This is a genomic window from Sphingobacterium daejeonense (assembly GCF_901472535.1).
In the GTDB taxonomy this organism is placed as follows: Bacteria; Bacteroidota; Bacteroidia; order Sphingobacteriales; family Sphingobacteriaceae; genus Sphingobacterium; species Sphingobacterium daejeonense.
In genome coordinates, this window is sequence record NZ_LR590470.1 from 4,325,154 (window position 1) to 4,339,695 (window position 14,542).

At 38.0% G+C, this 14,542-nt stretch carries 12 protein-coding genes and 1 pseudogene; 3 read left to right on the forward strand and 10 right to left on the reverse strand.

Features of this window, described 5'->3' with window-relative positions; translation table 11 throughout:
• Nucleotides 1-14: 14 nt before the first annotated feature.
• The 5 genes from FGL31_RS20615 to FGL31_RS20635 all read right to left on the reverse strand — a co-directional run bounded on the left by FGL31_RS20615 (nucleotide 15) and on the right by FGL31_RS20635 (nucleotide 7,015).
• Nucleotides 15-1,145, reverse strand: coding sequence for a Kelch repeat-containing protein (locus FGL31_RS20615; RefSeq protein WP_138094121.1), 1,131 nt, complete (start codon nucleotides 1,143-1,145; stop codon nucleotides 15-17).
• Nucleotides 1,145-2,068 carry a dihydrodipicolinate synthase family protein gene (locus FGL31_RS20620; RefSeq protein WP_138094123.1) on the reverse strand — a complete coding sequence of 308 codons (924 nt, stop codon included), beginning with the start codon at nucleotides 2,066-2,068 and terminating at the stop codon, nucleotides 1,145-1,147. Before FGL31_RS20620 ends, FGL31_RS20615 begins: the two co-directional genes overlap by 1 nt.
• Nucleotides 2,069-2,126: 58 nt before the next feature.
• The gene (locus FGL31_RS20625; RefSeq protein WP_138094125.1) at nucleotides 2,127-3,704 is read right to left on the reverse strand and encodes a RagB/SusD family nutrient uptake outer membrane protein; all 1,578 of its coding nucleotides are present in this window, start codon (nucleotides 3,702-3,704) and stop codon (nucleotides 2,127-2,129) included.
• 12 nt (nucleotides 3,705-3,716) lie between these two features.
• Nucleotides 3,717-6,557, reverse strand: a complete 2,841-nt coding sequence (locus tag FGL31_RS20630; RefSeq protein ID WP_138094127.1) for a SusC/RagA family TonB-linked outer membrane protein — start codon at nucleotides 6,555-6,557, stop codon at nucleotides 3,717-3,719.
• Nucleotides 6,558-6,754: 197 nt separating this feature from the next.
• Nucleotides 6,755-7,015, reverse strand: a complete 261-nt coding sequence (locus FGL31_RS20635) for a carboxypeptidase regulatory-like domain-containing protein (protein WP_138094129.1) — start codon at nucleotides 7,013-7,015, stop codon at nucleotides 6,755-6,757.
• A gap of 197 nt (nucleotides 7,016-7,212) precedes the next feature.
• Between FGL31_RS20635 and FGL31_RS30145 the strand changes: the two are divergent.
• From FGL31_RS30145 to FGL31_RS20645, 3 genes and pseudogenes are all read left to right on the forward strand, one after another.
• Nucleotides 7,213-7,368: pseudogene (locus FGL31_RS30145) on the forward strand (FadR/GntR family transcriptional regulator); the annotation flags it as partial.
• Complete coding sequence (locus tag FGL31_RS20640) at nucleotides 7,351-7,764, forward strand: FadR/GntR family transcriptional regulator (RefSeq protein ID WP_394366197.1); 414 nt, start codon at nucleotides 7,351-7,353, stop codon at nucleotides 7,762-7,764. The pseudogene FGL31_RS30145 and the gene FGL31_RS20640, both read left to right, overlap by 18 nt.
• 1,239 nt (nucleotides 7,765-9,003) lie before the next feature.
• Nucleotides 9,004-10,500: a thiol-activated cytolysin family protein gene (locus FGL31_RS20645; protein ID WP_138094131.1), complete on the forward strand. Its 1,497-nt coding sequence runs from the start codon at nucleotides 9,004-9,006 to the stop codon at nucleotides 10,498-10,500.
• Here FGL31_RS20645 and FGL31_RS20650 read toward each other — a convergent pair whose 3' ends face one another.
• From FGL31_RS20650 to FGL31_RS20665, 5 genes are all read right to left on the reverse strand, one after another.
• The gene (locus FGL31_RS20650) at nucleotides 10,501-11,757 is read right to left on the reverse strand and encodes a metallophosphoesterase (protein WP_138094133.1); all 1,257 of its coding nucleotides are present in this window, start codon (nucleotides 11,755-11,757) and stop codon (nucleotides 10,501-10,503) included.
• A 1-nt stretch (nucleotide 11,758) separates the two neighbouring features.
• Nucleotides 11,759-12,262 (reverse strand): ferrochelatase, encoded by a 504-nt coding sequence (locus FGL31_RS29390; protein ID WP_317131101.1) that lies wholly within the window; start codon nucleotides 12,260-12,262, stop codon nucleotides 11,759-11,761.
• A complete protein-coding gene (hemH, locus tag FGL31_RS29395) occupies nucleotides 12,231-12,794 on the reverse strand; it encodes a ferrochelatase (protein WP_317131102.1) in 564 nt (187 codons plus the stop codon). Before hemH ends, FGL31_RS29390 begins: the two co-directional genes overlap by 32 nt.
• Nucleotides 12,795-12,887: 93 nt before the next feature.
• On the reverse strand, nucleotides 12,888-13,736 hold the full coding sequence (locus FGL31_RS20660) for a 4-hydroxy-3-methylbut-2-enyl diphosphate reductase (RefSeq protein WP_138094135.1): 849 nt from the start codon (nucleotides 13,734-13,736) through the stop codon (nucleotides 12,888-12,890).
• A gap of 118 nt (nucleotides 13,737-13,854) precedes the next feature.
• Nucleotides 13,855-14,526, reverse strand: a complete 672-nt coding sequence (locus FGL31_RS20665) for a DUF3823 domain-containing protein (RefSeq protein ID WP_138094137.1) — start codon at nucleotides 14,524-14,526, stop codon at nucleotides 13,855-13,857.
• Nucleotides 14,527-14,542 lie beyond the last annotated feature (16 nt).

Here is a 14,542-nt window from a genome sequence, read left to right on the forward strand (position 1 = left end):
TCTTATCAGGATCATTAATTGGACCCTGCAATCTTTCCAACTAAAATTTGATCCGTTCGAACTCCCGCTCTTATCTCACCTGATGGTATTACAAAAATGTTATCCTTTAGGACTGCGGAAGTAGTAACCGGACTTAATCGCGGCATTCCTTCCAAAGCCATCCATGCACCTGTTACCAAATCAAAAGCCCAAATCTCTTTGCTAAAACCCGGATGATTTAATTGAATATCATTTTTAACACCGATAAGACTATCTTTCTTGACCTGATTGGATTCTAAATTAATCTGACCCAGCAAATCCTCAACTTTATGAAAGGTATTTGCTTGATCACCTCCAAACACCAAGATTTTACCCTGATAGTACAAACCTGTTCCCGCAGCAACAGCTGTAGGAAGCTGACCAATAGTTTTTATATTTTTAAAATTAATATCTATTTCCAAGATATCGTCATAAATATCACTGCGCGAATTCGCGTTTCTTTTCCTGCCCCCAATTACATAAATCTTATTTAAACCATCACTGACAACAACTGCGTGACTAACAGGATATGGAAGTGTTAAATATTCTTGCCAGCCATCGCCATTCTCTTTCAGATGCAATTGAAAGACCTTATCAGAAACATGATCAGAGTTTTCTCCTCCAACAAAGTATAAATGGTTACCTCCTCCAACTAATCCGCCATTCGTTAATGGATACGGCAAATCTGGCATTTGAGTTTTCTCTAGGTTTTCATCTTTATTCAACTGATACCTGTAAACTTCTCCAATTGCACCATTTTCATTTTCTCCCCCAGCACTATACAGGACATCTGAAATATTTACATTGGCAGAATAGGCGGAAGCATCCTCTAAAGCGAACTGCTTATAGAATTTCAATTCGGAACCTTCAAATGAATATAAATAAGCTGATTTTTGATAAACCTTTTTGCCTCCATCCCAAGGCATACCTTCTGGAAAATTAGCTCCTCCAGCAATTAAAAGACGATTCCCAAAAACACCAACCAAAGGCCCTGCTACCCCTAAATTAGGCTTACCAAATTCTTCCGGTAACTTGCTCGCATTACCCCATTCTAAATGAAGCTTCCCTTCATTACCTGAACATCCAACCATCAAAATCGCCATTGATATTATAACCTTGAATTGCATTATCGAATAGATTTAAATCCTGCAAAACCCAAATCCTCTACTTCTCTCTTAAATAATTCAAATTGATCGCTTGACATATTTGCTATAGGTAATCGAAACTCACCACAATCCAAATCAACCAATTTCATATAAGATTTTCCAGTAGCAATGCCCCCATATTTCCCTAACAAACGAATCATGTCAATTGATTTTTGTTGTGATTTATTTGCCTTTTCTAAATCACCATTATTATAGGCTTCAATTAATTCTAAATATAATGGTGCAGCATAATTGTAAGTACTTCCAACTGCTCCCTTAGAACCTAAAACCAATGAAGACAACATATTTTCATCACGGCCCCACAACATATCATATTTTCTTTCTTGAAAATTTAAACAGGATAAGAAATCCATAAAATCTTCGTGGGTATATTTGATTCCTCTGAAAGTAGGTATCTTATTGTCCACTTCCATCAATAGATCGATCATATTGAAATTACCACCTGTCAATACTGGAATATGGTAATAGTAAAATGCAGTATGAGGTGCAGCAGCAGCAATCTCAGCACAACATTTCGCCAATTGTTGAACGCCAGCAGGCTTAAAATAAAAAGGAGAAGTAAATGAAATAGCATCTGCACCTTCTTGTTCAGATATAACAGCAAGCTGTTTACATTCCTTGATATTTGTGCCACCCAAAAACATAATCAATGCAAAATCAGGATCATTTTTCGTTAAGGACGTCCAGGCTTTTAAAACAGAAACCTTTTCATCGAAAGTAAGAGAAACACCTTCCCCAGTAGATCCACAAATAAAAGCACCCTTAACATGGTTCTTCTTTAATGATTCATAATAAGAAGGGATAAGATCTAGATTTAATTCTCCGTTGGAATCAAATGGAGTGAAAGGAGCGGCTATTAATCCTTCAATTTTGTTAGTTAGCATAGTGTAAATGTGTAAAAACTATCCTAGAAGACTAGGATAGTATTGTTAAAATTATAAATTATGTTCCTGAATAACCAGGATTCTGATCTCCTGTAAGTTTAGGGTCTGCGGATAAGGTGCCTAAATCAATTGGCCATAATATCTTATGTTTTTGAGAATCATTGTTCTCCAATACGCCGACTAGATTTAAATCTTTTCGGAATACTAATGGTCTGCCATTACCGTCTTGCATTCTTCTCAAATCATACCATCGCTTTCCTTCAGCCACAAATTCTTTGCTACGCTCATAAAATATAGCAATTTCATTCGACTCAAAGGAACCATTTACAAACTGTGGAGCATTTCCCTGATAAGCTCTATTACGAACCATCATGATTTCAGCAGTCGGGTCCTGGTTCAATTTGTTCTTAATTTCTGCCAATAGTAAATAGGCATCTGCCAAACGATAAATTGGATAATCATCCGTATATACTCTAATATCATTCTGGAATGTTCCTAAATACTTTCTTAGGACAACCGCATGTAAATCTCCTTTATTAAAGTTTAGGAAGGTAAAATTAGCACGTTGGTCCGCTGCATCAAACAATTGATACAGATCGTATTTATATTCATATCTTAAAATCGTACCACTGGATGCAATCTTCAATGGATCACCATCAATACTATTGCCTTTATCATCCACAAAACCCGAGAGAACATCTGCCGGTGCATAAATAAAATAAGGGAATAATGTATTAGCTGCTTCTCCCGTTAAGTAACGGATAGCAAATATGATCTCATTGTTACCTTTATTTGCTGCTACACTTGCAGAATTAAATACATTTTCAAATGAACTCTGTAAAGAAAATTTAGGGATTACGGCCTCAACTGCTGTTTTTGCGGTTTGCAAATCTTGCTGTGTTGCTGTTGGAGCTGATCCATCAATAGAAACTTTCGCAGACCACAAATATACCTCTGCCTTTAACATCTGAGATGCGGCCAAAGACCATTGCCCTTTTTGATCCTTAATGCTGAAATCATCCCCAAATGAAGAAACAGACTTATTAATCTCCTCTTTGATGAAATCTAAAGACTCCTTCTCTGTTTTTGTCCTTGCCGTGTATGCTGACTCCGCTGAACTTGGTGTATTGATCGCCACCAAAGGCTCTGTAACAAGAGGAATGCGACCATATGTACGAAAAAGATGGAAATAATAAAATGCCCTGATTCCATGTGCCTGCCCTAAATAATAAGCCTTCTTGTCATCCGAGAGATAACTAGCATTATTAACTTGATAAATAAAGTTGTTCACCTGAAAGATTGGTGCATAAAGACCGGCCCAGCCTGATATACCCGTCGCACTTTCGCGTAGATCCTGAATGATAATATTGGCAGAACTTAAAGAAGATGTCCCCGTAAAACCTGTACCATCACGCAATGTACCGCCTCGAAGCTCTCCCAATGTCCAAAATGTACTCTGATTATTTCTTAATTGCGCGTGCAAGCCTTTCATTGCTCCACTTACCTGCTCCTCATTTTTCCAAAAACTGCCACTGGCAAAATAGTCCTCAGGAACTAAATCCAAATCCATCTTGCTACATGATGTCATCCAACCCGTAGATGCCATTAATGCGATCGCTAAAAATATATTTTTCATAATAAAAGGCTCTTAGAATGTTAATTGTAATCCAAAAATCACTGTTCTTGGCAATGGATAACCACCACCGCCCTGGCCAATACTCCCACTTTCCGGAGAAAATAAAGTACTTTTTGACCAATAATGTAAATTCTGACCAGTCACAGAAAGACTCAAGTCTTCAAGCTTTGCTTTCTCAGCAATTGATCTCGGCAACCTATATGACAAGGAAACTTCTCTCCACGCCAAATAATCACCTCTATTGAAAAACATACTGCTCATCCTACTCGTATTATTTTTGAATAATTGATCAGCGAAATAATAAGTTGGATATTTGGCTCCCGTATTCTCTGGAGTATATGTATCAAAAACATCCTGGGTTGTGTTAAATGTTCCTTGCATCATCCCCATGAACCATGCGCGTGGACCGTCATACTGCACAAATCCCAAGGCATAGTCGAAACGTGTGGACAAACTGAAATTCTTCCATGATGAATAAATCCCAAAACCGCCAGTCCATCTAGGAACCGTTCTCCCTTGGTAAACTTGATCGTAAGAATTAATAATGCCATCTCCATTCACATCCTTCCACATGACATCACCCAATGCTATTGGATAATGCAAAGCCTTCTCAGAGGCTGACATGCCCTCAAAAACATCAGGATGAACTAAAGTTTTCGCTCCTATTAAGTCCTGAAGCTTCAAAGCATAATTATCTAAATCAGATTGCGTACGGATGATTCCTTCGGCTTGATACGCATAAGCTATATTTGGGTCTTGACCCTCTTGAATGCCTCCAACCCAAATAAGATCTTTGGTTACTGGATCATAGACCTGAAAACCTCCTTGTCGATTGTTTTCAACTCCATTGTTTGGTAATTTTAAAACCTTATTGGCATTGTAAGCAGTATTTAAATTGAAATTCAACATCCAATCACTATTCCGTAGAATGTTGTAGTTCAAATCGATCTCAAAACCTTGATTTTGCATATCACCATTGTTCGTTAAGATTGGAAATCCTCCAGCGGTGACTGGCAAAACCAATTCTGCAATCTTATCAAAAGTAGTTCGGTGATAATATGCCAATGAAAGATCCAATCGGTTCACTAACCTTGTTTCTAAACCAACCTCTTTAGTGATTAAGCTTTCCCATTTTAACCCGAAATTACTTGGATTATTCATGGTGTAACCTACAGCACCATTGTAGTTTGAGGTCCCGTATCTTCCTTGTAAATAATAATAGCCCCTGTTATTTGCAGTAACTGGCCCTATGTCACCATTTGCTCCATAACTTGCACGAAGCTTCAAGGTATTAACGACCTGATCTTGTCCTATGAAGTTGGAGAACATCTCCTCATTATGCAAATTCCAACCGATCGAAATCCCTGGAAATGTACCCCACCTATTGTTCAATAATGTTGAATATCCATCACGACGTGCTGTCAAGGTCAATAAATACTTCTGATCATAATCATAGTTGATACGCCCAAAGAAAGAATTAATACGGTACCTATTATGGTAAGAATCTATACTGCGAAGGTTGTCAACGCTTGTGAGCGCCAAATCCATGAAATCATCTGTAGGTGCACCCGAACCTGAAGCTGACAAACCTTTGTTATAAGAATCAAAAAATTCCCAGCCTAGCATGGCGTCAACATTATGCTTCCCTAAAAAAGAGTCCCTATAGTTCAAAACCGAATTATATGTTTGGTTTAAGGTTTTGTCGTAACCAGCACTTGAATTTCGAGACCTTACCCAATTGCCTGGAGAGTTCAAATAATCCTTATTGAAGGCTTCATTCATACTTTGATTCAAATACCAACTCCCTGTTGATTTCCAATTGAGCTTTTCAGAAAACTTGATATTAAAACCTTGTGAAAGTGTAAGCTTCTGGTTCTCATTATTACGGATAAATTTGTCAATATTTACCATAACATTTCCGTCCCAGTTGTCGCGACCTATCAACAGATCCCCGTTTTCATTGTAGCCGCGCATGGTTGGAGGTGCACCTAAAGCTCTCGTCATATAGTTCGCTTCAGCATTATTAGCATCTCGCCATTTCGTGTTAGCAAAGTTCAACCCTGAAAGTGATTCCAACCACGGTTTGATCTTATAATCTCCGTTAAGAATAAATGTCAGTCGATCATAAAAAGTCTTTACGGGTACACCTTCTTCATAATATTTTCCAAGACTTGCATAATATTTCCCTTTATCGTTTCCACCTTGCATGGCAACATTATAATCTTGAGTAAGCGCATTTTGATTTAATGCCTGGTCACCATAATTGAATTCTGTGAAAATTATCTCCTTGCCAGTCACTGGATCAATCATCGTCCTCCAACCTTTATTCAATAATTCACGGTTGGTATCATCCAAAAACATAGTACTCCAGACAGCCTGGTTGGTTACATTCCCATCCAGGATATTGCCGTTTGCATCCTTATACTTATTGCCAGTACCAAATGGAACTGCAGAAGTTAGTTGATTTAGTTGTGTTGGATTGTAAATCCCAGAAGTTTGAATAGATTTACGCGACCAATAGATATAATCTTCCGCGTTCAAAAATTCAAATGGAATATTTAATGAATTCATCCCGATTTTTGCCTTGGCGGTAATGTTAGAAACACCCTCTTTTCCTCTTTTTGTTGTGATCAATACCACACCGTTTGATGCCCTTGCTCCATAGATAGCAGTAGCAGATGCATCCTTTAACACGTCAATAGATTCAATATCATCTTGGTTTATGTCTTGAAACCCCGACCGTATCAAACCGTCTACAATGACTAAAGGCGAACCTCCACCTGTATAACTGGTTCCTCCTCTAAGGACAATATTTGGAACAGCACCTGGGCGACCCGAAAGTTTGTTGAACACGTAAACCCGGAATTGTTCCTGCTAAGGCAGAAGCGGGGTTAGATCGCACACCTGTCTCCAAAACACGCTTGTCCAACCTAGAAACTGAACCCGTCAAATTTGATTTTTAATGCTGCCATAGCCCAAAACAACAACTTCATCCAAATTCTCCCCAGTCGGTACCATAAAGATCCTTAAAGAACCTAAGTTCTCTAATGTTATCGTTTGGGACTCATAACCGATCGAGGTAAATAATAGTACATCAGAAATTTCGCAGTAATACTGAAATTTCCTTGTAAATCGGTTTGTGTAGTTTGACTTTGTGTTTGATTAGAAACAGTAATACCTTCCAATGGATTCCCATCCTGATCAGTAACTGCCCCTTTGATTAAGGACTGCGAATAAGATGCTAAACTGAAGCAACTCAGAAAGATTATGGCAATAATCCCCCGCAATGAGTAATAATAAAGGTTTTTCATAGTAGATTTACAATAATTTGGATTATGTTATACATAATAACACATCAAATGTAAGACATAATGTTTTACTTCCAAACTTTTTTTTAATATTATTGTATCTTATTTCTAACCTAATACGAAAAACTTATGGAGGAAAATGGCCCCGAAATGGAAAAATTAGGAAGTATTGACACTTCAAGTTTAGTGATAAGGCTGAACAAAGAATCATTCAATACATCCAAAAAAATAAAATGACTGTAGGGGATGTTCTGCCTAAAGAGTTAGACCTTGCAGATAATTTAGGGGTAAGTAGAACTGTAGTTAGGGAGGCTTTATTGAGATTGAAAACCATTGGATTGATTGAATCAATAAAACATAAAGGTGCTGTATTGCGTAATCCTGATGTATTAGGCTCTTTGAGAAAAGTATTCCATCCCTCAATATTGGATAATGAAACATTAAAGGATATGTTCGAAATGAGATTGGCTCTGGAAGTGGGAATGGCTGATTTTATAGTAAATAATATCACCGATGAAGATCTTGATGAATTGGACAACATCGCCAATGAAATTGTATCGGGTGACACTGCTTATCCTTGGCAAGTCGAAGATGAAATAAAATTCCACGGAAAATTATATAAGATATCAAAAAATAGAATTCTATTGGAATTACAGGAAATGCTCATTCCAATTTTTGGAATATGTTCACCAAAGTGGATTGCTAGAAAAGGATATTGTAAAGGGTGGAATTTATCTCTCATAAAGAATTAGTGGAAATTTTGAGGTTAAGAGATGCAAAAGCTTATAGAACCGCTATTAGAAAGCATCTGAACAACCACTTTGCTAGAATATTAGATTAAAGATCATTACCAATTTCGGAATTCGGAAACAGTTTTTGATAATTAGCGAGTTTCAAGCACTGAAAAATTGCATAAATTAGCTAAAGAATTTTAGTGGAAATGGTTTTTATAGAGTCCCATATTCCCTCTCATGCTTAGCTGATCTTGTGCATTGCATAACCTATATCCAGCAAGATTTTCCGGCAAACGGCGGGATGTTCTATTCCACCCCCCCACACCACAATCGGGAATCTGTTTCCATTTCCATGCTCCCATTTCCCTTTACGACCCGAATACAAACCTGTTTCTTAAGCAGCCTCAATCCATAGTAGTCGGACCGCAGCTAAATCCAGTGTGGATTTATAGTAAAGATCAATACAGAACGGTCAGGGTTGGTCTACTCCCAGGAGCCTTGTTCCGACTTACTGGAATCCCTCAATATCAACTTTTAGATCAAGGAATTGACGCTGAACTCATTTTGGAAATAAAATAAAAACCCTCATCCAAGCTCTATTACAGGCAACCAGTCCCTATTGTGCACTTGACCTAATCCAATCGTTCTTAATGCAACAACTGACAATCTGCAAGGATAAACATCACTTAGATGCTGCCATGCATATGTTATGGTCCAATCAGGAACAGATGAAGATAAACAATCTTGCTGATAAGAGCTGTTTATAAACACGACAAATGGAAAGTATAAGTCAGCAACGAATTGGAATGCATCCCAAACTATGCCATAGAATCGTTAGATTCTCAAAAGCTTTTCAGATGCTAGAACAAGATTCATCCAATAACTTGACAAACTAGCCTATAGTAATGAATATTTTGACCGACAACATCTCAAAAAGGACTTTAAGAGTTTTACAGGCATGAATATGGAGAACCTAATCCATGAAATTAATAATGCACAAATTAGCATTCAAGGTAGGCTGAATTATTAGCTCTGACAGATAAAGATGTCGCATTTTTAACCCCCTTATTATTTTTAAACGAACTAATTTTACCTGAAAAATTAACATCGTTCAAATGCCTAGATCCCATTTGTCATGTCAAAAAAATTATTTCGAATCCCAACTACTATTACGAGAGTAAAACCAAAGTTTGATTTCTCCAAGGTAAAATAAATCAACTCCACACCCATAAGATTGATTTCTCCCCTAACGATAAGGTGACACTTTCTTTCAAAAGAGACCTAAAGCCTTACACCAATGCGAAGCAAGAAATTACTGGTTCAGATAACTCACCAGGTTGGAAATGTGCTATTGGTAAAACTTCAGGAACTTGGGCGTCCAACCAAGTTATCGAAACAAATTTTGCCATATCCAAAATATTCTTGGATGGGGTTTACCAAATGAAAGAACTCGTAACTGGAAATGCCAATACTGTTCCGTATGCTAGAAAGCCATTATACCTATTAGTAGATAGCCATCATTTTCAGGACGCATCAGTAAAGGTAGAAAACCCTTATAAACATGAAATAAGAGAAGTAATCAATAAGATCATTCGCAGTAAAGATATGCCCGACATTGCTTTTACGCATGGCAGTATTAAGGAATTTCAATCTTACTCCTCCCTTTTGACAAACTTCAGTGGAACAGGTCACTTCTTGGGATTCGGGGGAAGTCATGACATTTCTTTCGATTCAAAAAGAAAAACCCATAAGTTTTACTTAGAATGTAAACAGTTGTACTATACAGTTAGCGTGAGCAACACTATAAAAGAACCTGAGGACTTCTTTTACATAAAAGAAGAAGATCCAAACGTGGAAGATGCAGTACCTAGAAATAATATTGACCCAAATTGGGTATTCGTCGATTCAGTAGGTTACGGAAGATTGTTGTATCTCATCTTTGAAAGCGACGAAAGTTACGAAGGAATGGAAATGGACTTGGAGCAGTATGCAGATTATTGGCTTGCATCTGCAAAAGTCAATGAATCTGTACAAATAAAGGTACAAGAAAACAATGTGTCCGTACAGGTTGTAGCAATGGGTGGTTCTCCCCTAATCGCATTAAGCTTAACAGACAGCTCCCCAGAAAGTATCAAAAAAACAATTCAAGATTATTTAAAGGGAACTAATGATGAAGTGCCGATTTCTTATTCCTTATGTACGCTGGACATGCATTCTGTAGGAACTAGCATTTTTGTGGACTACGTAAGCCGGCAATGCCATTCTTCACCAACTAAATATAAGATTATATGGGAGACATTAATCTGTGAAGTAAATGATGATGGTGGTGAAGGTGAAGATGTAAAGGCCATGGTAAGAATCAGAGCCTTCGACAAAAACAACAAGGATATTTTGGATGAGGACAAATTCAATCAGAATATGCTCAAGGTCATCGAAAAAGGACTGCCTTATAAAGATTTCTTTTGGACATTCACAAAAGGAAATGAAGACAACCCTCTTCTATTGAAACAAAATAAATTCATTACGCTGAACAAAGCAATTAGATTTCCAATGAAAGGAGATCGCGAGATAGCTAAAATAGGAATAAGAGCGGATATCTTAGAATATGACTCTGGACCAAATGATGACTTCATGGACGACCATATCACTTTGAGAATAAATGAAATCGATCCAGATGAACCTATTGTACTGACTTGTCGCGAAGAAGAATCGGTGATTAACTTTAATTTTAGAATTGTACCGCTCTATGAATAGCTATCCTTTAACCAATTCAAAGATGGTAATCTCAGGAGCAATACCAACTCGTCCAGGATAACCTAAAAAGCCGTAACCCGTGTTCACATAAAGCTTGGATGATCCCTGAGTATACAATCCTGCCCATTCTTTGTAGATATATTTTGCTGGACTCCATTGGAAGTTCTCGCCACGGACACCAAACTGCATACCGTGAGTATGGCCAGCGAACATAACATCAATATCTGTATCCAATACCTGTGCTCTCCAATGTGAAGGATCATGAGACAACAATAGTTTTACAGCTTTATCATCAGTACCCAACATAGCTTTCTGCAGATCACCTTTTTTAGGAAATCTACCTGTCCCCCAGTTCTGAACCCCAACGATGGAAATCTCCTCATTGCCAACTTTCAACGTTCTATTTTCATCCATCAGAAGATCCCAACCCATTACTTTGTGAGTTTCGATAAGGTCTTGCAGGTTTTTACGCTTTGCAGGTGAGTCTCCAGGTCCGTAGTAATAATCTCCATAATCGTGGTTTCCTAAAGTGGAATACACTCCCAAATCTGCTTTTAAATGAGAAAAGATATCTTGGTAATCACGCATTTCTGAAGCTACATTATTCACTAAGTCACCCGTGAAAAAGATAACGTCAGGCTTCTCTCCCAACAGCATCTCAACGCCACCCATCACTGCTTTTTTATTATAGAATGAACCTGAGTGAACATCCGAAATCTGTGCAATAGTCATTCCATGGAATTCCTTCGGCAAGTTCGGCAAAACTAGTTTCTGACGTCTGATGCGATAATCATATGCCGTAGAGATAACTCCCCAAGCCAATGGAATCATCGGCAAGGCTGCAACTACGATTCCTGACTTCAGCAAAAAATCCGAACGAGAAATCCCCTTTTTAGGCACCTCCGGCAACGGTTCCTCCAAGGTCTCAATCCTCTCCTCCAAATCCTTACCTTTACCTCTAGAGAATAATCTGCCAACCCAAATTCCTCCTCTACGCAAATCATCTATTATAAGAACGATAGCATATATAAATTTACTTACCGCAGTAAGGAAAAAAGCTACTAAAATAATCGAACGTACAGAAAGAGGAATACTAAACTTAAATGAAATAAACAGACCGGCTAATAATGAAATAGAATAGCCCCACCATAAAATAGTGAACCATCTTGTTCTTATAAACTCTATTTTCGTCGCCCTTAAGGCAAAAAAGATATAAAAATCTAATAAAAATAGTATAACCGCGTTTAGTTGCAACATCTTAATTTCCGTTTTCCAGCACCATCCGTTTCAGTGCTTCAATCCATTTTGGATTATCGTTTAAACTCTCGACCATATGAACCTCTTCTCCTCCCATATCCTTAAACTCATTGGCATACTCAACCTGAATCTCATCCAAGGTCTCAATGCAATCTGCAACGAAAGCAGGACTGAAAACCAAAAGTTTCTTCTTTCCTTCCTTTGCTAAATTGTGCAAAGTGTCAGATGTATATGGCTGGATCCATGGTGTCTTTCCCAATCTGGACTGAAAACAAACCGTATACTTATCCTCGGGTATATTCAGTTTCTCAACCACTGCCCTCGTGGTCGCATAGCACTGAGACAAATAACAGTAGGGGTTAGTTTCTTTCTTACAACTTTCGCACCCAAAATCAGGACACTTCAATTCTTTCTTTGGATCGATCTTGCCCAACTGACGAACTGGTAACCCATGATAACTGAACAAAAAGTGATCATAACCCGCCCAGATCGTGCTTATGAGCATGCTCCGCAATCACATCAACCATCAAGGGGTTATCGCAGTAACTACTAACGAAACTTACTTTCGGAAAGTATTGCCACCCACGCATTAATTCCATCACGCGATCGATTACCGAACCGGTAGTAGCTGAAGCATATTGTGGAAATAAGGGAATGACAACCAGGGAGTCCAAAAACATGCCTTCAAGATTCTTTAGGGCATTAGGAATAGAAGGTTCTTGATAACGCATTGCCAACTCAACATGATAATCTTCACCCAACTCTTCCTGGAGTTTCTTTTGTTGACGAATGCTATAGTGCATTAATGGTGATCCATTCTCTTCGGACCAGATTGTAGAATAAGTTTCTGCGGACTTAGAAGCTCTCCTGGGTACAATAATGCCTTTAACCAATAACGTCCTTGAAACATAAGGTATGTCCATCACGCGAGGATCCATCAAAAATTCCGTAAGATACTTCTTCACTTCACCGGTAGTGGGTGAATTTGGAGTACCCAATTGTACCAACAAAACACCCTTTTTAGCTCTTTTACTCATTCTAAACACAAAATTAAGCAATATTTACAGCAAAACAGGCGCATCGATGTCTTTCAATGGCCTGAATCAATGAATTTTAAATTTAAATGACGATTAAAAGGATTCGATCGTATCCTTTACTTTTTTCATTAACCACATAGGGGTAGATGTAGCACCACAAATACCAACCGTCTCATTGACACCAAAAATCTGTGAATCAAGCTCTTCAGAATCTGAAACAAAGTAGGTATTCGGATTTATGTTTTTGCAAACATCAAATAAAACCTTGCCGTTAGAAGACTTCTTCCCGGAAACAAAAACAATCTTATCATATTGTTTAGCAAAATTCCCAAGATCTTCATAACGGTTTGAAACCTGCCTGCAAATAGTATCGTTTGCTTTGACTTCATAACCACGACGAATCAACTCATCCTTAATTTCATAAAAACGATCAACACTCTTGGTCGTTTGGCTATATAGTGTAAATGAAGAAGGCAATTCAACTGAATCTAACTCAGCGATATCCTGAAAAACGATAGCTTCATTATTGGTTTGCCCCTGCAACCCAATCACTTCAGCATGGCCATGTTTTCCAAAAATCAAGATTTTCTCATCACCATCAAAAGAAGTCTTAATGCGGTTCTGAAGTTTTAAAACAACAGGACAAGAAGCATCTATTAAAGTAATATTGTTTTCTAAAGCAGTCTTATAGGTTTCTGGAGCCTCTCCGTGAGCACGGATCAGCACTTTCTCGTTCTGCAAGTTAGGTAGTTCATCATGCGAAATAATGCGCAATCCTTTTGCTTTAAGTCTAGCAACCTCCTCATCATTGTGCACAATATCCCCAAGACAGTATAGATAACCATCTTCCCCGAGGATCTCTTCAGCCATATCTATCGCGTAAACTACGCCAAAACAAAAGCCTGAATCCTTATCTATAGTTACTTGCAAGTTCTTAGACATAATACAAAGTTATCAATTTTTTTGCCAAAAAAAAATGAAAAGCTGCTTCACAGCAGCTTTTCTAAACCATATAAACACTTAAACCAAATAAGTAATTTTAGAAGGCTCTAAATATTACTTATCTAATTTTTATAACCTCTGAATAAATTGCTTGATCGGCAGCAGTAGCTCGAACACCAACTCTAGCAAATAATGCTGTAGCTGACTTGGCAGTTTCATTGTTACTTAAGTCCTCCGAAACATTTATTACACTGCCGGTAGCTGTGTCATAATCTTTACGGTAAAAGTTAGAAACGTCGTCCACAAAAGCAGTCTTACTAACCAATACCGTGTAATAAGACATGTTTGCAGTAGCAACATTTTTCACAATTGAGAAGCTTCCAGACAATTTATTGTCGCCAGAAATGCTCAACTTCGTGTTCTCTACCAAGTAATAAGGATTAACCTCATAGTTCACTTCTGTATTACCGTTCAGATTGATGTCCAACGTATCGGTTGCATTGACCCATGGACCGTTGTTATTTCGTCCCACAAGCTTATATTGACCATCAAAAATTTTGATCTTAAATGTACCATCTTGACCAACATAAACAGGTACCTCCGCTTTTAACTGATACCCAGGCTGAAACAACTTGAGTTGAACCGCCTCACCGGTGCCCTTAACATTCAACGGAACCCCATTGAAAGTCACCTTCCCTGTAATCACTGATTGGGGCTCATCATAATTATCCTTTCCACAACCTTGAATAAACAAAGCTGTCGCGATTATCGCATATAGTAATCTTTTCATCTTCTTTGTTTTTAAA